This is a genomic window from Pseudomonas sp. J452 (assembly GCF_024666525.1).
Lineage (GTDB): Bacteria > Pseudomonadota > Gammaproteobacteria > Pseudomonadales > Pseudomonadaceae > Aquipseudomonas.
The window spans coordinates 4195810-4216526 of the sequence record NZ_CP088294.1; the positions used below are offsets into that span (position 1 = coordinate 4195810).

Sequence of the window (20717 nt, forward strand, 5' to 3'; positions counted from 1 at the left end):
TCTTGGGGGCACCAGCCGTCCTGTACAGATCCAGCGCGCTACTCGCGGTCGGCTGCACGGCCTCGGCAGCCACCGGCTCGGTTACATGCAATAACCTCGCGGAATGCGCTAACTCAGCGCCAGTGGCGTTTTTCCTGAGCGATGACCTTGTGCTTGCGCCCGACGCCGAGGGTCCAGCCGGCGCCCAGTACGAGCAGCTCCACCAGCCAGGCCAGCAGCAGCCCGCATGCCAGCGCCCAGGCAATCGCCTGCGGCGCCAGCAGCACCTGGTAGCTGTAGGCCGCGATGGTTTCGTCGAGCAGCTCGCGGTCCGCCGCACTGAGCAGATGTAAGGCCTGGGCATACCAGGGGCCCTGCATGGCCAGCCACTCGCTTTCCAGCAGTTCGGAGCGGCGCACCAGATGTTCGACACTCTGCGCGTCGCTGCGCATCACCTCATCGCTGCTGGCTCGATAGTGGGCGACCAGGGCGTTGAGGTCACCCTTGAAGAAGCGCGCGGCGGTCTCGCGGAAACCGGTCAGGCTCTCCTCGGATTCGGCGCGGTGCGCAGCCACACGCTTGCCGTAATCGTCGATAAAACCCGGCACCTGAACCCCGATCAGCAGACCCAGGCCGAACAGCACCAGACGCAGATAACCTCGAAACATTGCCCTACTCCCCCATCTGCCCGTGGGCCAGGCGCTCGCCGCGCCGCCACAGGCTCCATTCGCCTGGCTGGAACAGGTTCCAGCGCTCGTTATCGGTCAGCGGCTCGGTGGCAATCACCGTCACCACATCGTTGGGCGTGGTTTCCGCCTGGAAATCCACCAGCACTTCGGCATCCTTCAACCGCGCCGGGCCGAACGGTGCGCGGCGGGTGATCTGCGCCAGCTTGGTCGAGCAGAAGGCGAACAGCCAGTCGCCATTGCTCAGCAGGCAGTTGAACACGCCATGCCGGCGGTAATGCTGGGCCGCCTGGATCAGCACCGGCAGCAAGGCTTCGACCGGCACCGGCTCGGGACAGGCGCCGCGCACACGGTTGAGCAGGTCGCAGAAGGCCGCCTCGCTGTCGGTGTCACCCACCGGCCGGTAGAAGCTGGTCGAGGGGGCGAAGTCGGCCAGCTGGCCGTTATGCGCGAAGCACCAGTTGCGCCCCCACAGCTCGCGCACGAAGGGATGGGTGTTGGCCAGCGAAACCTGGCCGACGTTGGCCTGGCGGATATGGCCGATTACCGTTTCGCTCTTGATCGGGTAGCGCTGCACCAGCCGCGCCACCTCCGACTCGACGCTGGCCGCCGGGTCCTGGAACAGACGCAGGCCACGACCCTCATAGAAAGCGATGCCCCAGCCGTCGCGGTGCGGACCGGTGCCGCCGCCACGCTGCATCAGCCCGGTGAAGCTGAAGACGATATCGGTGGGGACGTTGGCACTCATGCCGAGCAGTTCACACATGCTTGCTAGCTCTCATTGCAGGGCGCTGCGCAGCAACTGTGCCTCACGCTGCAGACGCGCCTCGATGCGCTTGCGGCCCAGCGGCAGGAAGCGGGTAAGGATGCGCCAGCATAGCGCCGCCAGGTCGCCTGTGCGGCGCGGAATCAGGTGCAGATGCAGGTGCGGTACGTGCTGATTGGCGACCGGGCCGTCGTTGATCAGGAAGTTGATCCCCAACACGCTAGGATCGCTGCGATAGAGCGCTTGCCCCACTCGGTCGGCCAAGGCCAGCAGTGCCTCGCGGGCAACCATCGGCAGGTCGGCGAGGAGCGGTGCATGACCCTTGGCGACGATCAGCAGATGGGCCGGGCGCAACGGAAAGATATCCAACAGCACCAGAAAGTGTTCGTCCTCATGGACGATGTGAGCCGGCAGCTGGCCGTCGGCGATGGCGCAGAACACGCAGTTCATGGGCACTCCTTGTCTCTACCTGGCGTAGGTCGCGCAACAAGCCGCGTTACAAGCCGCGTTACAGACGCGGCTCGATGCGCAGGCGGCGGTCGCCGTTGGCATCCATGCGGGTATCGGCCGAGAAGCTGTCGTCGCGGGCCATCATTTCACGCAGGGTCGGCTCGTCTTCAGCCGCCGTGGTGGGCGCCGGCGCACGCCGCGCTTGCCACCAGCGTTCGAGCGGCCAGCGCAGGCCGGCGAAGGCCAGCCACACGGCGAAAGCGATCAGCCCGTACATGGCCAGATCGGCGACCGCACGCCAGGCGTTGTTGCCCACTTTGAGCAGCAGGTCCATGGCGGTGATGGCGATGGCCGGGGCGAACAGCTCTCGGGCCGGATCGACCGGAGTCGGGGTCAGCAACAGCACGGCCACCAGCAGGCGCAGCGGCTCGCGCAGCCAGCGCCAGATCCAGCCGGTCAGCTGGAACCAGACCAGCAGGCAACCGAGTGCGGAAATGGCGTAAATGGCCCAGGCAAGCAGATAGTCTTGTTCAGTCATGCGGGTTGATGGCTTGGCCGGCAAAGGGGCGCTTATGATAACGGCTTTTAAGCGCCCCGGCGCCCCTGCCGTCGCAGACACCACTCAGCCACTCTGGAACCCCCATGCCCAACGCCCCGATTGCCCGCCGCGCAGCCGCTACCGATCCTTACCATTGGTTGGAGCAGCGTGATGCCGCCGAGGTGCTCGACTACCTCAAGGCGGAGAACGCCTATTTGGAAGCCGAGCTGGCCGAACAGGCGCCGCTGCGCGAAGCGCTGTTCGAAGAAATCAAGGGCCGTATCCGCGAGACCGACCTGTCGCTGCCGACGCCCTGGGGCCCCTGGTTGTACTACCAGCGCACCACCGCTGGCGACGAATACCCGCGCCACTACCGCTGCCCATTGCCGGCCGATGGCAGCCTGAGGGTGGACGAGAGCGCCGAACAGCTGCTGCTCGACCCCAATGAACTGGCCGGCGACGGCTACCTGTCGCTGGGCGCCTTCACCACCAGCCCGGACCACCATCTGCTCGGCTACAGCCTGGATACCGCAGGCGACGAAATCTACCAACTATTCGTCAAAGACTTGCGCAGCGGCGCCATCACCGCCCTGCCCTTCGACGACTGCGATGGCAGCCTGACCTGGGCCAACGACAGCCAGACGCTGTTCTTCACTACCCTCGACGACACCCATCGCCCGCACCAGCTGCACCGTCACCGCCTGGGTGAAGCCAGCGCCGAGTTGGTGTTCGAGGAAAGCGACGGGCGCTTCTTCCTCAGCTGCTACCGCACCAGCTCCGAACGCCAGCTGGTGCTATTGCTCGGCAGCAAGACCACCAGCGAGAGCTGGGTGCTGGATGCCGACACGCCACAGGGCCAATTCGCTTGCCTGGCGCCGCGCGAGGAAGGCCACGAGTACTATGTTGATCACGGCAAGGTGGATCACGGCCAGCTGGACGGTGCCTGGGTCTGGCTGATCCGCAGCAACCAGAGCGGCATCAACTTCGCCCTGTACTTCGTCAAAGAGCGCGAAGCAGGCGAGCAACAGCCAACCCGCGTGCAGTGGCAGGAGCTGATTGGCCACGACCCGCAGCGCATGCTCGAAGGCGTCAGCCTGAATGCCGGCGCCTTTATTCTCAGCCTGCGCGAGGGCGGCCTGCCGATCATCGAAGTGCACCCTCAGGGCGCCGCGCCCTACCCGGTGCAACTACCGGACGCCGCCTACAGCCTGCATGTGCAGGACAGCCTGGAATTCGCCAGTCCGGTGATCCGCCTGCGTTACGAGGCGCTCAACCGCCCGGCACAGATCCGCCAGCTGGACCTGCGCAGCGCCGCACAGCAAGTCCTCAAGCAGACCCCGGTGGAAGGCCCGTTCGATGCCGACGCCTACGAGAGCCGCCGCCTGTGGGCCAGAGCTACCGATGGCACGCAGATACCGATCAGCCTGGTGGCGCGCCGCGAGGTGCTCGCTGCTGGCAAGCCCGCGCCGCTCTATCTGTATGGCTACGGCGCCTACGGCGAATGCCTCGACCCCTGGTTCTCCCACGCGCGCCTGTCCCTGCTGGAGCGCGGCTTCGTCTTCGCCATCGCCCATGTGCGCGGCGGCGGCGAGCTGGGCGAGGCCTGGTACCGCGCCGGCAAGCTGGAGCACAAGGAAAATACCTTCGGCGACTTTATCGCCTGCGCCGAGCACCTGATCGCTGCCGGCCTGACCTCGCCCGCGCAACTGGCCATCAGCGGCGGCAGTGCCGGCGGCCTGCTGATCGGCGCGGTGCTCAACCAGCGCCCCGAGCTGTTCGCCGCGGCCATCGCCGAAGTGCCCTTCGTCGACGTGCTCAACACCATGCAGAACCCCGACCTGCCGCTGACCGTCACCGAGTACGACGAATGGGGCGACCCCAACCAGGCCGAAGTCTACGAGCGCATCAAGGGCTACGCGCCCTACGAGAACGTGCGCGCCCAGGCCTACCCGGCGCTGCTTGCCGTGGCCGGCTACAACGACAGCCGCGTGCAGTACTGGGAAGCTGCCAAATGGGTGGCCAAGCTGCGCGCCACCCGTACCGACAACCACCTGTTACTGCTCAAGACCGACCTCGGCGCCGGCCACGGCGGCATGAGCGGGCGCTACCAGGGCTTGAAGGATGTGGCGCTGGAATATGCCTTTCTATTGAAAGTACTGGGGCTGATCTGAGCCCCTGCTCTGAGGACTTTCACGCACTGATCGCGAGGGATCGCCCATGCAAAATCTGCTCTATCGCTGGCTGCTCGCGGTTGGCCTCGGCCATGTGCTGCTTGGCGTCGTCCTGGCCTTCACCGCGCAGCTGCCCATCGCCGCGCCGTACTTCCACTATCTGTATGCCACCGCCGCTGCCAGCCAGGCACCGCCCGAGGAATACCACAACCTGCTGACCACCATGGTGCGCCTGTTCGGCCCCACGGTGGCCAGTTGGGGCTTGCTGTTCAGCCTGCTGGTGTACCTTTACCGCCAGCACGGCCACGCGCTGATCAAACCCGCACTGTTCACCGCCCTGCTGCTCTGGTGTGTACTGGACAGCGCGATTTCCGCCTATTACGGCATCCTTGCCCACACTTATCTGAACACCCTGGCGGCGCTGTCGATTGCCTTGCCATTGCTGCTACTGCGCCCGCTAAACAGGCCACAGCCAGGCTAGTCCAGCTGCTCCGCCGGATGCCGCGGATTGCTATTGCGCTGCGGTTCCAGCTGCGGCAATGGCCGATCCTTGGGCAAGGGTTGTGGCGGCGCCATTTGGCGGTGCTGCGCCGGGCTGTTGAGCAGCGGCGGATTGCGGTTGCTGTTACCCAGCGGGCGAACCTGCGGCTGGCTGTACGGCTGCGGTGTGGCCGTACCGGGTGACCCGGCAGCCGGACGGCCCAACAGATCTGCGGCCGACAGCGGCGCGATCTGCAGCAGCCCGACGCACAAGGCGAATACCAGAAAAAGACGCATGCGGGGACTCCAGCTTCGCGGACTTTGGCTTTATTCTGGCAGCATCGGAACGCCCGCGTTCGCCACCCGACCACAGGTCCTGTCATGAGCAGCAATCCCAGCTACACCCTATCGGCCAAAGCCGAAGCAGACTACCGGCAGAAAGCCCTGAAGATGTACCCGCACGTGTGCGGCCGTTGCGCCCGCGAGTTCAGCGGCAAGCGCCTGAGCGAACTGACCGTGCACCACCGTGACCACAACCACGACAACAACCCGGCGGATGGCTCCAACTGGGAGCTGCTGTGCCTGTTCTGCCATGACAACGAGCACTCGCGCTACACCGATCAGCAGTACTTCGCCGAAGGCTCCACCGCCAGCCCGCAAGCGGCGAAAACCACCTACAAGGCCTTCGGTGACCTGGCCAGCCTGCTGAAAAAGGACTAGCGGCCAGCACAACACTAGGCGCAGCCGTATAATCGCGTCTTTTTTGCGCGAGCCTCACCGTGGCCAACAAACGATACAGCTGCATCGGCCTGTTCAATCCCAAGTCACCGGAGAACGTCGGCTCGATCATGCGCGCCGCCGGCTGCTATGGCGTCAGCTCGGTGTTCTACACCGGCACCCGCTATGACCGCGCCAAGGACTTCGTCACCGACACCAAGAAGGTCCACCAGGACATTCCGCTGATCAACATCGACGACCTGCGCCGCATCGTGCCGCTCGGCTGCACGCCGGTGGCGGTGGAACTGGTGGAAGGCGCCCGCGCCCTGCCCGACTACACCCACCCGGACCGGGCGCTGTACATCTTCGGCCCGGAAGACGGCTCGCTGGACAAGGAAATCCGCGACTGGTGTGGCGACGAAGTGGTGTACATCCCCACCAATGGCTGCATGAACCTGGCAGCCACGGTCAACGTGGTGCTCTACGACCGCCTGGCCAAGGGCAATAACACCCGCTCGGGGCCGCTGTTCTAGAAGCGTGTTTACGATCTTTTGCGCCGCGCCTCCGGTAGGGCGGGTGAAACCCGCGCGGCCAGCGATGCGGGTTTCACCCGCCCTACCCCTGTTCACAATCTCGCCGGTGACCGTTAGCTGCCGGTGTGCGGTGCGCAGAAGCGCCCACCGCCGGACTAGGACCGGCCCGCGAAACGCCTATTTGCGCAACAGGTCGCTATCCAGCACCTCCGACGCGCGGCCCATGACGTTCTCGCTGATCTCGATCAGGTCCTTGGTGCTGGCCTTATCCAGACGCATCAAACCGCGGGTGACGTCGTCCAGCGAGCGCTGGTTGTTGGTGTTCTTGCGGATTTCCCGGTCCAGCTCCTGCAGCAGCAACACCGCGCGGGCGGTGATCGGCCCGCTGGACTCCTCGGTGCGCAAGGTATCGACCGGCTTGCTCCAGCCAATCAGCTTCTTGCGGATGGCCTGGTAGCGGTCTTCGCTCATGCCGCCGGCACGGCGCATCAGTTCGATGGCGTAGTACTCGGCGATGCCTTCGCTGATCCAGTCGCTCTTGTTGGTATCACGAATACGACTGAACACATGCACCAGCTCGTGCACCAGGGAGCTGGTGCCGTTCTCGCTGACCAGTGGGCGGTCGCTGTGCATGAACAGCGAGTTGGGTGCCGACAGGCCGCCGCGCCACATCGGGTCGCCGGCGCCGACGATCAGCAGCTTGGCCGGATCACGCGGAAATACCGCCTGGGCTTCCGGCCAGACAAAGGTCAGCAGGGTGATGATGTCCATCCGCCGCAGCCCTTCGCCTACTGGGGCGGCCACGGTCACGTCGGTATCGCCGAGCTGGGCGCGGCGGCTGCCGATCTTGCCGGCGAGGATCCAGCCGGTCGGGCGGTCCAACTTGCGCGCGGGGTTGTCGATGCGGAAACGGTTCTCGCCGATGCGCGGCCAGCCGGTCTCGACGCCCTTCCAGCCTTTCGGCAGTTCGAACTGCAGGCGCGCGACCAGCTCGATGCTGTCGTCCTTGATCAGGTGCGCGCTGGGCACCAGATTGTCGCCGCGCAGCAGCGCCCAGTCCTCGGTCATCCGCGCATCGAAACTGCCGGATTTGCGCGGATGGCTGATGCGCACCTTGTAGCTGAGTTTGCTCTGGCCCTTGCCCGGCTGCCAGACACCTTTCTCGGCGCCGTCCAGCTGCCAGCTGCCATCGGCCTGGAAGTCGCTGTAGTAGTCCTTGTCGCCCAGATCGAAGGTCAGGCTGCGCACCAGATCGGCCTGTTCCAGCGTCAGGCTGACTTCAGCCTGGTCGCTTTCCGGAAGAAAGCGCACGTGGTAGTCGAGGTCGACTTTCTTCGCCGCCCAGAGCGGTGCGCTCAGGCTCAGCAGGAGGGCGGCGGACAGCAGTTTGAGACGGGCGGGCATTGTGCAAGCTCCATGCGTGAGCAGGTATAGACCTATCGCCAGCGCGAAAGGCTCAACCGGCGCGGAAAATCAGATGATCTTCCCAGTCATCCTCGGCCACGCTGTTTTCGCTGAGCATGCGTCCGGACTGGGAAATGCGTTCGTGGTGCACCGCATCGCGGTCGCCGCAGACCAGATGGTGCCAGAGCGGCAGGTCCTTGCCCTCGCTGACCAGGCGGTAGCCACAGGTCGGCGGCAGCCACTGGAACTGATCGGCCTGCGCCGGCGTGAGCTGGATGCAGTCCGGCACCTGGGCGCGGCGATTGGCGTAGTCGCTGCAGCGGCAGGTCTGCATATCCAGCAGTTTGCAGGCGATACGCGTGTAGTAGACGCTGCCGTCATCCTCGTCTTCGAGTTTCTGCAGGCAGCACAGGCCGCAACCGTCGCACAGCGACTCCCACTCGTCCTGGTCGAGCTGAGCGAGAGTCTTGCGTTTCCAGAAGGGTTCGACTTTGGCGGCCATGACAGACTACGAGGGTGAAAAGGCCGGCAGTCTAGCCCGTGTGCGGGAACGGGCCAAGCGCGGGCGACTGATGGTTGAAAGATCATCCAGGCAAATCCGCAGCGGTTTTTATTCAGTTATTTTACTGACCGCGATTACAGCTTTTTACTGATATCAGGCAGATCTGGTCTAGGCTGAACCCAGCACTGGCCCTTCGCCACGTCTTTACGAAGACTGCCTTTCGTCAAGGAAGATAACCATGAAAAGCTGGAAGATCAGAACCCATCTGTTACTGCTGGTCGTAGCCCTGTTAGCGGGTCTGCTGCTGGTCGGCCTGCTCGGCATGCAGGGTCTCAAAACCACCGTACGCGGCCTGGAAACCGTCTATCTCGACCGCGTGGTGCCATTGCGCGATCTCAAGCTGATCGCCGACCTATATGCGGTAAACATCGTCGACGCCACCCACAAGGCACGCAGCGGCACCCTCACCCCGGCAGCGGCACAAGCGTTGATCGAGCAGGCCGAACAACGCATCGAAGACACCTGGCAGGCCTACCTGGCGACCCAACTGATCACCGAAGAGACGCGCCTGATCGACGAGATCAAACCGCTGATGGCCAACGCCGAGCAGCCGCTAGGCGAGCTGCAGCGCATGCTGCGGCAAAACGATCTCGTGGCTGTAGGGCAATTCGCCGACAGCCGCCTCTACCCGCTGATCGACCCGCTCTCGGCGAAATTCTCCGAACTGATCGAGGTGCAATTGCTGGAAGCCAAACACCAGTTCGAGCTGGGCCAGCGCACCTATAGCAACGACCTGCAGCTGAGCAGTGGCGTACTGCTGCTCGCTCTGCTTTTCGGTGCAGGCCAGGCGCTGTACTTTGCCCGCCTGCTGAAACGCCAGCTGGGTGCCGAGCCGGGCGAGCTGGAGGCCATCAGCGCACGCATCGCCCTGGGCCAACTGGCCACCCAGGCAGGCCTGGAACAGGCCAGCACCGGGGTGATGAAGTCGGTGCAAAGCATGCACCACGGCCTGCGCGACATGATCGGCAATATCGGCGAGGCTTCCGAGCAGATCGAATGCGCCTCGCTGCAACTGGCCGCCTCCTCCGAGCAGGTGCTCAACAGCGCCAATATCCAGAGCGATACCGCCTCGGCCATCGCCGCCACCATGGAAGAGATGGCGGTGAGCATCAGCCAGATCGCCGAGAACGCCCAGCAAACCCGCGACATGGCGCAGAAAGCCGGCAGCCTGAGTGACGATGGCCTGCAGGTGACCGCAGCGGCCATCGCGGAAATGCGTGGCATCGCCGAACTGGTGACGCAGAGCGCGGCGGATATCGAACACCTGGCCGACCAGTCGGCCAACATCAGCGCCATCGTCGACGTGATCAAGGGCATCGCCGAACAGACCAACCTACTGGCCCTGAATGCCGCCATCGAGGCCGCGCGGGCCGGCGAGCAGGGTCGTGGCTTCGCCGTGGTGGCCGATGAAGTGCGCGGCCTGGCCAGCCGTACGGCGCAGTCGACCACGGAGATCGTCGGCCTGGTCGACTCGATCCAGAGCGGCATGCACAAGGCCAAGAGCAGTATGAGCGCCGGACGCGAGCGCCTCAGCAGCGGCACGCAGCTGGTGGAACAGGCCGGCACGGCGATGCAGGACATCCGCACGGCGCTGAGCGAGTCGCTGCAGGCGGTCAACGTCATCTCCATGTCCCTGCAGGAGCAGCGCGCCGCCAGTGAACAGGTAGCGATGAACGTGGAGCGGGTGGCGCAGATAGTCGAGGAGAACTCGGCAGCCCAGGGCGGCATCGTTCAGGCCATCCAGGGCCTGCAGGCCATGTCCGGACGCTTGCAGGGCATGTTGCAGCGCTTCAGTTTCTGAAGTTACGGTACGTACCGCGCAGGCCCTCAGGCCTCCTGAGGGCGCTTGACCGGAAAAGACACGAAAGGCTTGATCTCCTTGAGCACGAACATGCTCTGCATCTCCTTGATGCCGGGCAATTGCCGGACCACCGACATGGCAAAGTCAGCAAACGAATCGAGGTCGCGCGCCACCACCTGTAACAGGAAGTCGGCGTCGCCACCGATGCTGTAGCACGCCACCACATCCTCCAGCTGCATCACTTCCTGCTCGAACTTCTTCGCTTCGGCTTCACTGTGGCGGTCAATGTTGATGCGGATGAACACCATGACCCCCAGCCCGATCTTGCGCCGGTCGAGCACCGCCCTATAACCCTGGATATAGCGATGCTCCTCGAGCTGGCGCACCCTCCGCCAGCAGGGCGAGGCAGACATGCCGATGTGGTCGGCCAAGGTCTGATTGGTGATCCTGCCGTCCTGTTGCAGGGCTGTAAGGATTTTGACATCTGTCAGATTTAGCGCCTGCTCGGTCATAAATTCCACCATCCATTGCGAAGTAGGTAGATTTTACCTATTTCGCTTTTACTGGCAATTGAAATAGAAATTTTTTTCCCGGCCAAAAAGCGTAGCATTTTTCCAACTTCAGAACTTATGAAGTTCATAACTTCGGACAGCCATAACTTCTTCAACCGGGATTACCGCGCCTTACTCTCCTGGGAAACCCTGAACAATATAGCTCCGTGAAATCGCCAGCCTGTACCCGCACGGCTACTCTGGCGCACTCTTCTCTGCGCTTATTTTTCAGATTATTTCCAGGCAAATCGATGCAGGACGCATCGCTAAATAAATAAACCAAAGTTGGTCGCAACCTTTTTGCGACCCCAGGGTGATCAATGATTCTTCATCTGGTTTTTTTCAAGTTCGATGAACCCTATCAATGGTGCGACGACGAAGTCATCGACGCCGAGACAGCAACACGCCAGCACCCAGTGCATATTAACGAGATAGCGGGCTGGGCTTGTGGAAGAAATATCAGCTTGCGCAAACAGGCCATGGACTTCGTGGTGATGGGCTTGTTCGAAAACCAGCAGGCGTTATCTGCGTTCCTCATTCACCCCAACCATCAGCTAGGGGTACAGAAGTGGCAAAAGATTGCCAGCTGGCAGGTGGTGGATATTGACATCGGCAGTGACACTACAAAATTTTTCGGGCTGTTCAATAGCTGGTCTGATTTCAGCCTGACAACGCTCGAAGAATTAAAGGCTTCTTGATAGTCGTGGAGGACTCAATGAATTTCGATGCTGCTGTTCACAAGTGCGTAATCGTAGTCGACAGCGCCCTGGGTCTAGGACATGCCGCCAATGCGGTCAGCGTCATTGGTGTCAGCCTGGGACGTTCGGTCTACGGCCTGGTCGGGCCTGACCTGCAGAGCCATGACAAGGTTAACTACCCCGGCGTTATCTACGCACCGCTGCCCATTCTGCTTGCCAGCAATGAACAGCTGCAGGCACTGCAAGAGAAAGCACTGGCAGACGAGGAAATCCATAGCATGCCATTCAGTGCCCTGGCGCAATCCTGCAAGACCTATCAGGAATATGAGGTGCGCATCTCCGAGGCCGACAGCTCGGCCATCGAATTGGTTGCGATTGGTTTGATTGGGCCACAGAAAAAAATCAGCAAGTTGACCGGTAATCTTCCACTGTTCAAATAGCAAGGAGGTTGTAGTGTACGCTTTATTCAAGCCGGAACTTCTGGAGTTGGCCCGTACGACTTACCAGCAACATGCACTGTTTGAGCGCGGCGGCATTTCTGCCGGGGAGTTGGTGCATATTCAACTTGAGCGCCTTAGACAGATAATCCGCCATGTAAAAACAGAGTCGCCGTTCTACCGAGACAGACTATCTTTTCTGTCCAAAAACGCCATCGACACATTGGACTGGCAGACGTTTCGCAAGTTGCCCTTCACCACCAAGAACGATTTACGCGACGCGGGCCACAACATGGCAGCCGCGTCATTGAAAAAAGCCTGGATCTATTACGAGACCACCGGCACCACGGGTGCAGCGACACCGTGCCCACGCAACGAACAGGATTCGATATTCAATAATACGCCGCTGATATTGCGTTACCGTGAGTTGTTTCGCGCCCACGCTCAGCAACATATTGTCGGCGTAATGGGCCCTACGGAATTGCACTCTACCGGCGACACTTTTGAAGATGTTTGTCGCAGCCTGGGCCACACCGTAGTGAAAATGTGGCCACGCTCACCCGTGGTTGGGCTGGATCGTGCGGTCACCTTGATCCGGGAGCTGAAGATCACCGCCCTGGTCTGTACACCGGCAGTCGCCATCAATCTGGCCAAGCATCTGCTCAAAAAGGGCCAGAAGCCCTCCGCGCTGGGGGTAAAACTGATTTTCACCCTGGGTGAGCTGACTACACCGGCGTTGCTGCGCAATATCGGCGATGTCTGGGGCAGTGCCGTGTACAACTGCATGTATGCCTCGCAAGAGTCGTCGATCCTGGCCGCCAGCGACAAGGACGGCAACCTCTGCACGGTTCCCTTGAACGTGGTCTATGAGGTGATCAACCCACTGACCGGCCAAGTGCTGGAGCCGGTGAACGCCAGAATGACCGGCGAACTGGTGATCACCCACCTTTACCCAGGGCAAAAACCGCTGATCCGCTATCGCACCGGGGATATGGTCAGGGCGCAGGTAATGGATAAGGGCAAGTGGCAGATCATTCCCATCGGGCGGGTCAGGGACACCTTGGTCATCAACGGCCACAACCACTGCGCCTACGACATCGAAGCCGCCCTGTTCGAACACCTTAAAGGCTGCCTGGATTACCACATTCAGGTGGAAACCGTGGCGGGTGTCGATCAGTTGAGCGTCACCTTGGAGCTGGAGCAGAACAGCACAGCCCACAACGACCTGGAGGCCGTTGCCCGCTCCATGCAAGCCAGGCTCGGTGCCCGTACCCAGATCACCCTAGGCTCCACCGATGCCGTAACCGGCACTGCGGCGATGGTCAGCTGGAAGGCTGCCAGGCTCCACGACAAGCGCAGCGGTAGTGACAACCGCGAGCGCGAAACCGCTTTGCAGATTGCGGCGCGGAGGGCCTGAGCATGGCAGACGAGCTCGGCAATAGCACAACGCCTCCGCGCGGCCCTCATCCCTGGGTGTACTTCGAGGGTCAGGTGGTAGCAGCTGCAGAAGCCCTGATACCCGTCACGACCCAAGCCTTCAATTACGGCACAGCGGTTTTCGAGGGCATCCGCGCCTATGTCGCGGACTGTGGAGAGCTGAATGTCTTCCGCTTGGATGACCACCTGAAACGGCTGGAGAATTCGGCCCGGCTGCTGCAACTGGAAAACCTGCCGCGACGCGCCGAGATGAGAGCAATCATCCTCGACTTGCTGCGACGCAACGAGGCGACCTCCGATAGCTATGTCAGGCCCCTGGCCTACAAGAAGGCACTGCTACCAGGCGTTGGTTTTGGCGTGAAGCTCACCGGCGTCAGCACCGGCCTGGTGATCAACACCCTGCCGATGGGCGCCTACATGCCCGCAGGCGGTATTCGCTGCACCATTTCGAGTTGGCGGCGCATACCCGATGTTTCGCTGCCGGCGCGAGCCAAGATCACCGGCAGTTATGCCAATTCGGCGCTGGCCATGGAGTCGGCGCAACGCAATGGATTCGACGATGCCTTGATGCTGAATGTGCACGGCAATCTCGCCGAGTCGACAACCTCCAATGTCTTCGTTGTAAAAGACGGCTGCCTTATCACCCCGCCTCTGAGCGCCCACATTCTTGAGGGCATTACCCGCGACACGGTGATGACCCTGGCTCGAGAAGAACTGGGCTTGAAAGTCATCGAGCGAGACATCTCCTTTTCCGAGCTGTTTTCAGTCGATGAATGTTTTCTGGCCGGTACTGGCGTCGAGATCGTACCCGTGACGCAAATCGACCACTACGTGTTGCAAGAGAGCGGAGTGGGCGAGATCAGCGCTGCGATCAGGAGCCTCTACCTGGAGACGGTAAAAGGCCTGAACAGTAAATACGCCCATTGGTTGAGCCCGGTATCCGATGATTGCTCTGGAGATTGATGACTATGGACAGCAAATTCTTGGATTTGGGTTTGGCCGATTGGCGCGAAGTGGTGATCCACACCTTGGGGCCCAACGGGACCAGCAGTGAAGCGGCCGCTGGCTTCTTCAGTGAATGGTTCGGGCATCGATATCCAGGTTCACGCTTACAGCTCAACCTCAGCGATTCCTACGAGCATGCCCGTACCAGCATGGACGAACACGCCCCAGTGGTGTTGATCGTGGCCAATGCCTATCCGCAGATTCATAACTTCTATATGGACCCGCGGTTAAGCCTGGTGGCGACATTCGTGTTCGACACGCCGTTGTACGGGTTGGCGAGCAAGGGCCCCTTGACCACCAGCAAGCTGACGGTGGCCACCCACCCTGCGCCGCTGCTCCTGATTGAGGAGCTATTGCCTCAGGGCCTGGAGATCAACTCCGTAATCCTCGCCCTGTCCACCAGCGCCGCTGCGGCGGCAGCGGCCAGGGGCGAGGTCGATGTGGCGCTGACCACGGAAGTGGCGGCGAACATCCACGGCCTGCATTTCATCTCGAGCACCCGCCCGATCCGCATGCTCTGGTCTGTCTTCGCGCTTACCCGCTGGAGCGCGCAGTCGGCCGAGGCCAGCTTGCGCTGCAGCTGATCGCTGTGCCCTGCCTGGTCCCGACCGAGGTTGGGCGACCACCTGACTACCACTGATTGAGGTCATGATGCCTGTCTTGAAGCTGCACACACTCGACTCGACCCCGGAAAAAAGCAAAGCGCTCCTGCAGAGCTCCATCGACAACTTTGGCTGGATCCCCAACCAGAGTGCCTACATGTCGGAATCCCCTTCGCTACTGGGCGCCTACCAGCGCGCACATGATCTGTTTATCGACAGCTCGTTGACCGAAGAAGAAAAAGCGGTGGTGTGGATGACCACCGGCGTGGCCAACCACTGCGCGTACACGATCCAGGCCCACGCTTTCATTGCTCTGGGCAAAGGCGTGGATGAGCGCGTGGTCGACGCCCTTGCCCATGCGCCCTCCCGCCTCGATGCGCGCCTGTTGGCGTTGCACGGTTTTACCCTGGAAGTGATTGATTGCCGCGGCAGCCTGAGCAAGCCGGCCATTGATGCATTCCTGCGCGCAGGCTTCAGCAAACAGAACATGCTGGATGTGATTCTCGGCGTGTCGCAGAAGAACATGTCGACCATTTTGAACAGCATTGCCGGCACCGAAATCGACGAGCGCTTCAAATGGCAGGCCTTTCAAGGGCTCAAGAAGACGGCCGAGGCTTGAACGATGCTTCATCTGGACGGCGACTCGGTCAAAAAACTGCTGAATTTCAAGCTCGGCCTGCGTCTCAGCGAGGAAGCTTTCAGGCTGCACTCCTCAGGCCAGGTAGAGCAGCCATTGCGCACCATCGTCCGCGGGCGCGCGAACGAGCTGATGGGGGTAATGCCTGCATACATCAAGTCGGGTCCCTATCAGGGGTTCGGCTTGAAGTCGGTGGTGGTCAGGCTCGACGCCGACGTCCGTGGCCCGTCCCATATGGGCAGCGTATTGATTTACGACGAGGTCGGCGTATCCCCGGTCGTCGCGGTAGACGCCGGGGCGATCACCGAGATCCGCACGGCCGCTGCCTCGGCACACGCGACCCGTATTCTTGCGGCACCCGATGCTCACCGCGTGGCGATTCTGGGCACCGGTTTGCAAGCTCGGGCCCACCTGCTGGCAATGCGGGCAGTGCGGCCCATCCGGCAAGTCTCCGTATGGGGGCGTAGCGAAGCCGCATGCCAGGAGTTTGCCGCCTGGAGCAAACGCACAGGTGATTTGCCGGTCTCGATTTGCGCCACGGCGGCCGAGGCCGTGCACGCCAGCGACATCATCTGTACCACCACGGCCACTCGCGCGCCGATTCTGTCCCGTGCCGATCTGCCGCAGCGTTGCCATGTCAACGCAATCGGCTCTTCGGCTCTCGGTTTCCAGGAACTGCATGAGGACATTTTCCAGGGCAGCGCCTTGTTCACTGACAGCAACCCAGCGGTGCTTGCCGCAGCCGAATGCGTGATCAAGGCCGTGGACAAAGGCCTGTTGCCCGGCCAGGAGCCGGGGATGGAGATCGGCACACTTTCGGCCGATGAGGTACGCGCCCAGGGACAGGGCGTGACGATCTTCAAATCGGTCGGATTGGCGGTGCAGGACCTGGTTTTTTCCCGTGAAGTCATCCGGCAGTGGCTCGCCGCGCCCCGTTGAAACTGCTGACAGTCTTACGTGCGCAGGCGTGAACCTTCGTACAAAACAATAAGAAATAACCTGAGGAGTACCCCATGCTCGACCTGACACAAGTACTTACCTACTCGCTAGCGCTGGGCATTGCTGCCGCCATTCCCGGCCCTGGCATGGCGGCGCTGGTCGCAAGAAGCGTCAGCGGTGGGGCATTATCGGGCTTTTGCCTGCTGTTCGGATTGATCCTTGGCGATCTGACCTACCTGTCCTTTGCCGTTTTTGGCCTGGCGATGATTGCCGAGCACTTCAATGCGTTGTTCCAGCTGGTGCGCTGGGGAGCGGCGCTGTACCTGTGCTACCTGGCCTGGCAATTCTGGTTCGCCAATCATCAGGCTATCGAAGTGGGCAAGCCGGCCAAGAAGAAGGAGCTGCTGTCGGCGGCGGTATCCGGGTTGACCATTACCCTGGGCAACCCAAAGACCATTGCCTTCTATCTGGCGCTTTTACCGCTGGTGATCAACCTGGAAATGGTCTCGCTACAGACCTGGGGGCTGATGCTGGTGCCACTGACCATCGTGGTGCTGCTGGGCGTCGGTGCGCTATTCATTATCGCCGCCGTGCGCATCCGGCACCTGCTGTCTAGCCAACGCGCGCAACAGCAGTTGTTCCGTGGCGCGGCGGCCATCATGGTAGCTGCTGCCGCGTCGATGCTGATTCGCTGAGACGCCGTAGACCTAGTAACCGCGGGAAAAATCCACCAAGCCCCGCAGCGCCTGGCCGGTCTGGAAGCGCTGCAGATTGTCGAGGAACAGGCTGATCATCGCCGCCGGCTCGGTCGGCGCCGAGCTGTGTCCGCTGAGCAGCAGACGCGGCGCGTTCCAGAACGGATGGCCTTGCGGCAAAGGCTCCTGACGGCAGACATCGAGTAACGCGCCTGCCAGCAGGCCGGCATTCAGGGCGGCCAGCAGATCCTCATCGACCACCGCTACGCCGCGCCCGGCATTGATGAACAGGGCCTGCGGCGCCATCCGCGCAAACAGTGCGGCATCATAGATATCACGGGTAGCCGGGGTGTCCGGCAGCAGGTTGATCAGCACCTCGGCCCAGCCGGCCAGCTCGGTCAATCCGTCCATGCCGCGTATCTCGGTGAACGGTTCGATGGCGCGTGGAATACGCGCAATGCCGCGCAGCTCGACGCCGAACGGTGCGAGGAAGCGTGCCACCGCGCAGCCAATATCGCCGGCACCGACGATCAGCACGCGCATGCCGCGCAGGCTGGGCGGCGGCAGAGGATCCCAGCGCTGCTCCACCTGACTGGCCAGGCGTGGCAGCAGACGGCGGCGATGGGCCAGCAGATAGGTCAGCACGTATTCGGCCATGACCTGGCCAAAGATGCCGACTGCCCGGCTCAGCCGGTAGTCGCGCGGCAGGTCGGGCGCCAGCAGTGGCGTGATACCGGCCCAGGTCGACTGCAGCCATTGCGGCCTGTGGCCCTGGCGCAGCAGGGGCACCAGCAGATCCGGCTGTCCCAGCCAGACCGGGCAACTGGCGGCCTGGCGGGCCAGCTCCTGCGCATCGCCACAGACCAGTTGCAGCTGCGGCGCGGCGGCCGTGAGCAGCTCGGCATAGTGCGCCTGGGCCTGTTCGGCGAGCAGGACGCGCATCAGACCGGGTCGTTGCGGCGCAGCAGCTCTTCCGGCAGGTGCTCGATGTAGTCGTCTTCCGGCGGCGGCATCTGCAGGTGATAGCCCTGGGTTTCGAGGTTCTCCAGAACTTTGTGGATATCCTCGCGGGCCAGCGGTTTCTCCGGCGTGAGGATCAGGCTGAAGGCCAGCTGTGGCGTACCGAAAGCGGCCAGCAGGCCTTCCGGCACGCGCTTCAGCGCATCGGCCTTGAGCACGTAGAGGTACATCTCGTTCTTGCGTGGGCTGCGGTAGATCGAACAGATTTTCTTCATTTCAGGCTTCCAGGGCGGCCAATAATGCGGCGCCCATCAATTCACGGCGCCAGCCACGCAGGTTGTCCGGCAGCTGGTAAGGGCCATTCGGGTAACCGCTTTTCAGCAGGGCTTCGAGGGATTTCTTGCGCAGCATCAGTTCCGGGGCGATCTGCAAGCGCTCGGCCTCGCGCTGGCCGACCGCACGCAGCTGCTTCAGCAGCGCGGTGGACTCCAGCGGCAGCGGCTGCGGCAAAGCCTCAGGCCACTGCTCGGGCGGCAACGCACCGGCTTCCTGGATCAGCTGTAGCAGGGTTTCGCCATCCCGGCGCACGGTTTTCGGGTGCATCTCTTCGATGCGCGCCAGGGCCACCAGGTTGTCCGGCTGGGTCTTGGCCAGCGGCCACAGCGAGTGCTCGCGGATGATGTGGTTGCGCGGCTGGTTGCGCACCCGCGCCTGGCGTTCGCGCCAGGCGCACAGGGCACGCATCACCGCCAGCTGCTGGCGCGACAGTTTCCAGGCCAGCTTGGCTTCGCGGTAGAGCTGGTCCGGGTCGACTTCGCGGCGCAGGTTGCTGACCAGCTCGGCGCCATCTTCCAGCACCCAGGCGTGTTTGTCGGCGGACAGTTTGGGCTGCAACACCAGGTACAACTCGGCCAGGTGCTGGGCATCCTCGGCGGCGTAGCTGATCTGGGTCGGCGACAGCGGACGCTGCAGCCAGTCGGAACGGGTTTCGCCCTTGGGCAGCTCGATGGCGAGCACCTCCTGCACCAGGCGCGAATAGCCCATGGAGAAGCCCAGATTGAGGTAGCCGGAGGCCAGCTGGGTATCGAACAGCGGGCTCGGCAGGCTGCCGGTCAGGCGCAGGAACACTTCCAGGTCTTCGCTGCAGGCATGCAGCACCTTGACCACGGCCTGATCTTCCAGCAATTCGGCGAAGGGCGACCAGTCGCTGATGCACAGCGGGTCGACAAGAAAGGCGTGCTGGCCATCGCCCACCTGCAGCAGGCCGGCGATCGGGTAGAAGGTGTCGACCCGCATGAACTCGGTGTCGAGGGCAACGAACGGCAAACGCCGCCAGTCGGCGCAGTGACGGGCCAGGCTGGCGTCGTCGAGGATCCACTGAATATCGATAGCCACGCGGCACTCCTTGGGCAATGCCGCGCAGTATATATGCCTGGCGCCTAGGCCGGGCATTTGCCACCGCAGAACGTCTGGCTTATACCCAGATATCTCAGTAACCCGCAGCGGCCCGCTACTCGGGTTACACTGCCGCCCCACCTCAGTACAGGGAAGAATAACGATGAAAAAACTCCTCGGCCTGCTGGCCCTACTGATCGCTGGCGCGGCGGGCTACCTGGCGCTCACCCCGAACACCATCGACCCGCTGGCCTGGCAACCACCAGTGGCACCGTTGATGACCGGTGCGCTGGAGCCCAACGACACCCTGATGAAGGCCGAGCTGCTGGCCAAGGGCGAGATCCATGGCCCGGAAGACACCGCCGTGGATGCTCAGGGCCGCGTCTATGCCGGCCTGCATGACGGACGCATCGTGCGCATTGCCGAAGATGGCAGCCTCGACGTGCTCACCGCCACCGGCGGCCGCCCGCTGGGCATGGACTTCGATGCCAAAGGCAACCTGATCGTCGCCGACGCTTACAAGGGCCTGCTGCGCATCAGCCCGGCCGGGCAGCTCGAAGTACTCAGCACCGAGGCCGACGGCGTGCCGTTCGTCTTCACCGACGATGTCGACATTGCCAGCGACGGGCGCATCTATTTCAGCGATGCCTCGAGCAAGTTCCAACAGCCGGATTACCTGCTCGACCTGCTCGAAGGCCGCCCCTACGGTCGCCTGTTGCGCTACGACCCAGCCACCGGCAAGACCGAGACCTTGCTCAAGGACCTTTACTTTGCCAACGGCGTAGCGCTGTCGCAGAACGAGGACTTCGTGCTGGTCAACGAAACCTACCGCTACCGCATCACCCGCTACTGGCTGAAGGGCGACAAGGCCGGCAGCCACGATGTATTCATCGACAACCTGCCGGGCATGCCGGACAACCTGCAGGGCGATCGCGCCGGCACCTTCTGGGTGGCCCTGCCCACGCCGCGCAAAGCCGACGCCGACTTCCTGCAGAACCAGCCCTGGCTCAAGGCCCAGCTGGCCAAGTTGCCGCGCTCGATGTGGCCCAAGCCGAAGGATTACGGCCTGGCCATCTCGCTCAACGAGAAAGGTGAGATCGTGCAGAGCCTGCACGACACCAGCGGCACCCACCTGCGTATGGTCACCTCGGTCAAGCCGGTAGGCGACTTCCTCTACTTCGGCAGCCTGGACAACGATCGCATCGGCAAACTGCAATATCGCTGAACTTAGCGAACGGGGCGACAGCAGGTCGCCCCGTGATAAATAGCCTCAA

23 protein-coding genes and 3 pseudogenes are annotated in these 20717 nt (G+C 62.5%); 15 read left to right on the forward strand and 11 right to left on the reverse strand.

Annotated elements, in window-relative coordinates:
• Nucleotides 1–113: 113 nt before the first annotated feature.
• The 4 genes from LRS11_RS19005 to LRS11_RS19020 are packed head-to-tail and all read right to left on the reverse strand — an operon-like array spanning nucleotide 114 to nucleotide 2419.
• The gene (locus LRS11_RS19005) at nucleotides 114–647 is read right to left on the reverse strand and encodes a DUF2937 family protein (protein ID WP_260494410.1); all 534 of its coding nucleotides are present in this window, start codon (nucleotides 645–647) and stop codon (nucleotides 114–116) included.
• Between the two features lie 4 nt (nucleotides 648–651).
• Nucleotides 652–1431: a class II glutamine amidotransferase gene (locus tag LRS11_RS19010; RefSeq protein ID WP_260494411.1), complete on the reverse strand. Its 780-nt coding sequence runs from the start codon at nucleotides 1429–1431 to the stop codon at nucleotides 652–654.
• A gap of 12 nt (nucleotides 1432–1443) precedes the next feature.
• The gene (locus LRS11_RS19015; RefSeq protein WP_260494412.1) at nucleotides 1444–1881 is read right to left on the reverse strand and encodes an HIT family protein; all 438 of its coding nucleotides are present in this window, start codon (nucleotides 1879–1881) and stop codon (nucleotides 1444–1446) included.
• A gap of 58 nt (nucleotides 1882–1939) precedes the next feature.
• Nucleotides 1940–2419: an MFS transporter gene (locus LRS11_RS19020; RefSeq protein ID WP_260494413.1), complete on the reverse strand. Its 480-nt coding sequence runs from the start codon at nucleotides 2417–2419 to the stop codon at nucleotides 1940–1942.
• A gap of 104 nt (nucleotides 2420–2523) precedes the next feature.
• On the opposite strand from LRS11_RS19020, the gene LRS11_RS19025 reads away from it, so the two are divergent.
• Nucleotides 2524–4590 (forward strand): S9 family peptidase, encoded by a 2067-nt coding sequence (locus tag LRS11_RS19025; RefSeq protein WP_260494414.1) that lies wholly within the window; start codon nucleotides 2524–2526, stop codon nucleotides 4588–4590.
• A gap of 46 nt (nucleotides 4591–4636) precedes the next feature.
• Nucleotides 4637–5071: a hypothetical protein gene (locus LRS11_RS19030; protein ID WP_260494415.1), complete on the forward strand. Its 435-nt coding sequence runs from the start codon at nucleotides 4637–4639 to the stop codon at nucleotides 5069–5071.
• Here the strand turns inward: LRS11_RS19030 and LRS11_RS19035 are convergent.
• Entirely contained in the window at nucleotides 5068–5367 is a 300-nt protein-coding gene (locus LRS11_RS19035; RefSeq protein ID WP_260494416.1) for a hypothetical protein, read from the reverse strand. The two genes, LRS11_RS19030 and LRS11_RS19035, sit on opposite strands and share 4 nt — an antisense overlap.
• 123 nt (nucleotides 5368–5490) lie before the next feature.
• Between LRS11_RS19035 and LRS11_RS19040 the strand changes: the two are divergent.
• Both LRS11_RS19040 and LRS11_RS19045 read left to right on the forward strand, forming a co-directional pair.
• Nucleotides 5491–5790: pseudogene (locus tag LRS11_RS19040) on the forward strand (YajD family HNH nuclease); the annotation flags it as partial.
• A 59-nt stretch (nucleotides 5791–5849) separates the two neighbouring features.
• Nucleotides 5850–6320: an RNA methyltransferase gene (locus LRS11_RS19045; RefSeq protein ID WP_173204940.1), complete on the forward strand. Its 471-nt coding sequence runs from the start codon at nucleotides 5850–5852 to the stop codon at nucleotides 6318–6320.
• 177 nt (nucleotides 6321–6497) lie between these two features.
• Here LRS11_RS19045 and LRS11_RS19050 read toward each other — a convergent pair whose 3' ends face one another.
• Nucleotides 6498–7724 (reverse strand): hypothetical protein, encoded by a 1227-nt coding sequence (locus LRS11_RS19050; RefSeq protein ID WP_260494418.1) that lies wholly within the window; start codon nucleotides 7722–7724, stop codon nucleotides 6498–6500.
• Between the two features lie 52 nt (nucleotides 7725–7776).
• Nucleotides 7777–8226: a YcgN family cysteine cluster protein gene (locus LRS11_RS19055; RefSeq protein WP_260494419.1), complete on the reverse strand. Its 450-nt coding sequence runs from the start codon at nucleotides 8224–8226 to the stop codon at nucleotides 7777–7779.
• A 238-nt stretch (nucleotides 8227–8464) separates the two neighbouring features.
• On the opposite strand from LRS11_RS19055, the pseudogene LRS11_RS22580 reads away from it, so the two are divergent.
• Both LRS11_RS22580 and LRS11_RS22585 read left to right on the forward strand, forming a co-directional pair.
• Nucleotides 8465–8971 (forward strand): annotated as a pseudogene (locus LRS11_RS22580) (Tar ligand binding domain-containing protein); the annotation flags it as partial.
• Nucleotides 8972–9571: 600 nt separating this feature from the next.
• Nucleotides 9572–10087: pseudogene (locus LRS11_RS22585) on the forward strand (methyl-accepting chemotaxis protein); the annotation flags it as partial.
• 26 nt (nucleotides 10088–10113) lie between these two features.
• Here the strand turns inward: LRS11_RS22585 and LRS11_RS19065 are convergent.
• On the reverse strand, nucleotides 10114–10599 hold the full coding sequence (locus tag LRS11_RS19065; RefSeq protein WP_173204927.1) for an Lrp/AsnC family transcriptional regulator: 486 nt from the start codon (nucleotides 10597–10599) through the stop codon (nucleotides 10114–10116).
• A 359-nt stretch (nucleotides 10600–10958) separates the two neighbouring features.
• Here LRS11_RS19065 and LRS11_RS19070 point away from each other — a divergent pair, with 359 nt between their 5' ends.
• From LRS11_RS19070 to LRS11_RS19105, 8 genes are all read left to right on the forward strand, one after another.
• A complete protein-coding gene (locus tag LRS11_RS19070; protein WP_260494421.1) occupies nucleotides 10959–11336 on the forward strand; it encodes a Dabb family protein in 378 nt (125 codons plus the stop codon).
• 17 nt (nucleotides 11337–11353) lie between these two features.
• A complete protein-coding gene (locus tag LRS11_RS19075; RefSeq protein ID WP_260494422.1) occupies nucleotides 11354–11776 on the forward strand; it encodes a DUF2000 domain-containing protein in 423 nt (140 codons plus the stop codon).
• Between the two features lie 13 nt (nucleotides 11777–11789).
• Nucleotides 11790–13190, forward strand: a complete 1401-nt coding sequence (locus LRS11_RS19080; protein WP_260494423.1) for a phenylacetate--CoA ligase family protein — start codon at nucleotides 11790–11792, stop codon at nucleotides 13188–13190.
• A gap of 2 nt (nucleotides 13191–13192) precedes the next feature.
• Nucleotides 13193–14173 carry a branched-chain amino acid transaminase gene (locus tag LRS11_RS19085; protein ID WP_260494424.1) on the forward strand — a complete coding sequence of 327 codons (981 nt, stop codon included), beginning with the start codon at nucleotides 13193–13195 and terminating at the stop codon, nucleotides 14171–14173.
• Between the two features lie 5 nt (nucleotides 14174–14178).
• A complete protein-coding gene (locus LRS11_RS19090; protein ID WP_260494425.1) occupies nucleotides 14179–14799 on the forward strand; it encodes a bacilysin biosynthesis protein BacA in 621 nt (206 codons plus the stop codon).
• 64 nt (nucleotides 14800–14863) lie between these two features.
• The gene (locus tag LRS11_RS19095; RefSeq protein WP_260494426.1) at nucleotides 14864–15436 is read left to right on the forward strand and encodes a carboxymuconolactone decarboxylase family protein; all 573 of its coding nucleotides are present in this window, start codon (nucleotides 14864–14866) and stop codon (nucleotides 15434–15436) included.
• A gap of 3 nt (nucleotides 15437–15439) precedes the next feature.
• Entirely contained in the window at nucleotides 15440–16393 is a 954-nt protein-coding gene (locus LRS11_RS19100) for an ornithine cyclodeaminase family protein (RefSeq protein ID WP_260494427.1), read from the forward strand.
• Between the two features lie 74 nt (nucleotides 16394–16467).
• Complete coding sequence (locus LRS11_RS19105; protein ID WP_260494428.1) at nucleotides 16468–17088, forward strand: LysE family translocator; 621 nt, start codon at nucleotides 16468–16470, stop codon at nucleotides 17086–17088.
• Between the two features lie 12 nt (nucleotides 17089–17100).
• Here LRS11_RS19105 and LRS11_RS19110 read toward each other — a convergent pair whose 3' ends face one another.
• The 3 genes from LRS11_RS19110 to rnd are packed head-to-tail and all read right to left on the reverse strand — an operon-like array spanning nucleotide 17101 to nucleotide 19443.
• Nucleotides 17101–18030, reverse strand: coding sequence for a D-2-hydroxyacid dehydrogenase (locus tag LRS11_RS19110; RefSeq protein ID WP_260494429.1), 930 nt, complete (start codon nucleotides 18028–18030; stop codon nucleotides 17101–17103).
• Complete coding sequence (locus tag LRS11_RS19115; RefSeq protein WP_173204907.1) at nucleotides 18030–18323, reverse strand: YcgL domain-containing protein; 294 nt, start codon at nucleotides 18321–18323, stop codon at nucleotides 18030–18032. The genes LRS11_RS19110 and LRS11_RS19115 overlap by 1 nt, the downstream gene beginning before the upstream one ends.
• A 1-nt stretch (nucleotide 18324) precedes the next feature.
• A complete protein-coding gene (gene rnd / locus LRS11_RS19120; protein ID WP_260494430.1) occupies nucleotides 18325–19443 on the reverse strand; it encodes a ribonuclease D in 1119 nt (372 codons plus the stop codon).
• 163 nt (nucleotides 19444–19606) lie between these two features.
• On the opposite strand from rnd, the gene LRS11_RS19125 reads away from it, so the two are divergent.
• Nucleotides 19607–20668, forward strand: coding sequence for an SMP-30/gluconolactonase/LRE family protein (locus LRS11_RS19125; protein ID WP_260494431.1), 1062 nt, complete (start codon nucleotides 19607–19609; stop codon nucleotides 20666–20668).
• Nucleotides 20669–20717 lie beyond the last annotated feature (49 nt).

What these genes read in the sequence shown, in the direction of transcription:
- LRS11_RS19005 (WP_260494410.1), bottom strand. Translation starts at nt 647, where the DNA reads ATGTTTCGAGGTTATCTGCGTCTGGTGCTGTTCGGCCTGGGTCTGCTG.
- LRS11_RS19010 (WP_260494411.1), bottom strand. Translation starts at nt 1,431, where the DNA reads ATGTGTGAACTGCTCGGCATGAGTGCCAACGTCCCCACCGATATCGTC.
- LRS11_RS19015 (WP_260494412.1), bottom strand. Translation starts at nt 1,881, where the DNA reads ATGAACTGCGTGTTCTGCGCCATCGCCGACGGCCAGCTGCCGGCTCAC.
- LRS11_RS19020 (WP_260494413.1), bottom strand. Translation starts at nt 2,419, where the DNA reads ATGACTGAACAAGACTATCTGCTTGCCTGGGCCATTTACGCCATTTCC.
- LRS11_RS19025 (WP_260494414.1), top strand. Translation starts at nt 2,524, where the DNA reads ATGCCCAACGCCCCGATTGCCCGCCGCGCAGCCGCTACCGATCCTTAC.
- LRS11_RS19030 (WP_260494415.1), top strand. Translation starts at nt 4,637, where the DNA reads ATGCAAAATCTGCTCTATCGCTGGCTGCTCGCGGTTGGCCTCGGCCAT.
- LRS11_RS19035 (WP_260494416.1), bottom strand. Translation starts at nt 5,367, where the DNA reads ATGCGTCTTTTTCTGGTATTCGCCTTGTGCGTCGGGCTGCTGCAGATC.
- LRS11_RS19050 (WP_260494418.1), bottom strand. Translation starts at nt 7,724, where the DNA reads ATGCCCGCCCGTCTCAAACTGCTGTCCGCCGCCCTCCTGCTGAGCCTG.
- LRS11_RS19055 (WP_260494419.1), bottom strand. Translation starts at nt 8,226, where the DNA reads ATGGCCGCCAAAGTCGAACCCTTCTGGAAACGCAAGACTCTCGCTCAG.
- LRS11_RS19065 (WP_173204927.1), bottom strand. Translation starts at nt 10,599, where the DNA reads ATGACCGAGCAGGCGCTAAATCTGACAGATGTCAAAATCCTTACAGCC.
- LRS11_RS19070 (WP_260494421.1), top strand. Translation starts at nt 10,959, where the DNA reads ATGATTCTTCATCTGGTTTTTTTCAAGTTCGATGAACCCTATCAATGG.
- LRS11_RS19075 (WP_260494422.1), top strand. Translation starts at nt 11,354, where the DNA reads ATGAATTTCGATGCTGCTGTTCACAAGTGCGTAATCGTAGTCGACAGC.
- LRS11_RS19085 (WP_260494424.1), top strand. Translation starts at nt 13,193, where the DNA reads ATGGCAGACGAGCTCGGCAATAGCACAACGCCTCCGCGCGGCCCTCAT.
- LRS11_RS19090 (WP_260494425.1), top strand. Translation starts at nt 14,179, where the DNA reads ATGGACAGCAAATTCTTGGATTTGGGTTTGGCCGATTGGCGCGAAGTG.
- LRS11_RS19095 (WP_260494426.1), top strand. Translation starts at nt 14,864, where the DNA reads ATGATGCCTGTCTTGAAGCTGCACACACTCGACTCGACCCCGGAAAAA.
- LRS11_RS19100 (WP_260494427.1), top strand. Translation starts at nt 15,440, where the DNA reads ATGCTTCATCTGGACGGCGACTCGGTCAAAAAACTGCTGAATTTCAAG.
- LRS11_RS19105 (WP_260494428.1), top strand. Translation starts at nt 16,468, where the DNA reads ATGCTCGACCTGACACAAGTACTTACCTACTCGCTAGCGCTGGGCATT.
- LRS11_RS19110 (WP_260494429.1), bottom strand. Translation starts at nt 18,030, where the DNA reads ATGCGCGTCCTGCTCGCCGAACAGGCCCAGGCGCACTATGCCGAGCTG.
- LRS11_RS19115 (WP_173204907.1), bottom strand. Translation starts at nt 18,323, where the DNA reads ATGAAGAAAATCTGTTCGATCTACCGCAGCCCACGCAAGAACGAGATG.
- LRS11_RS19125 (WP_260494431.1), top strand. Translation starts at nt 19,607, where the DNA reads ATGAAAAAACTCCTCGGCCTGCTGGCCCTACTGATCGCTGGCGCGGCG.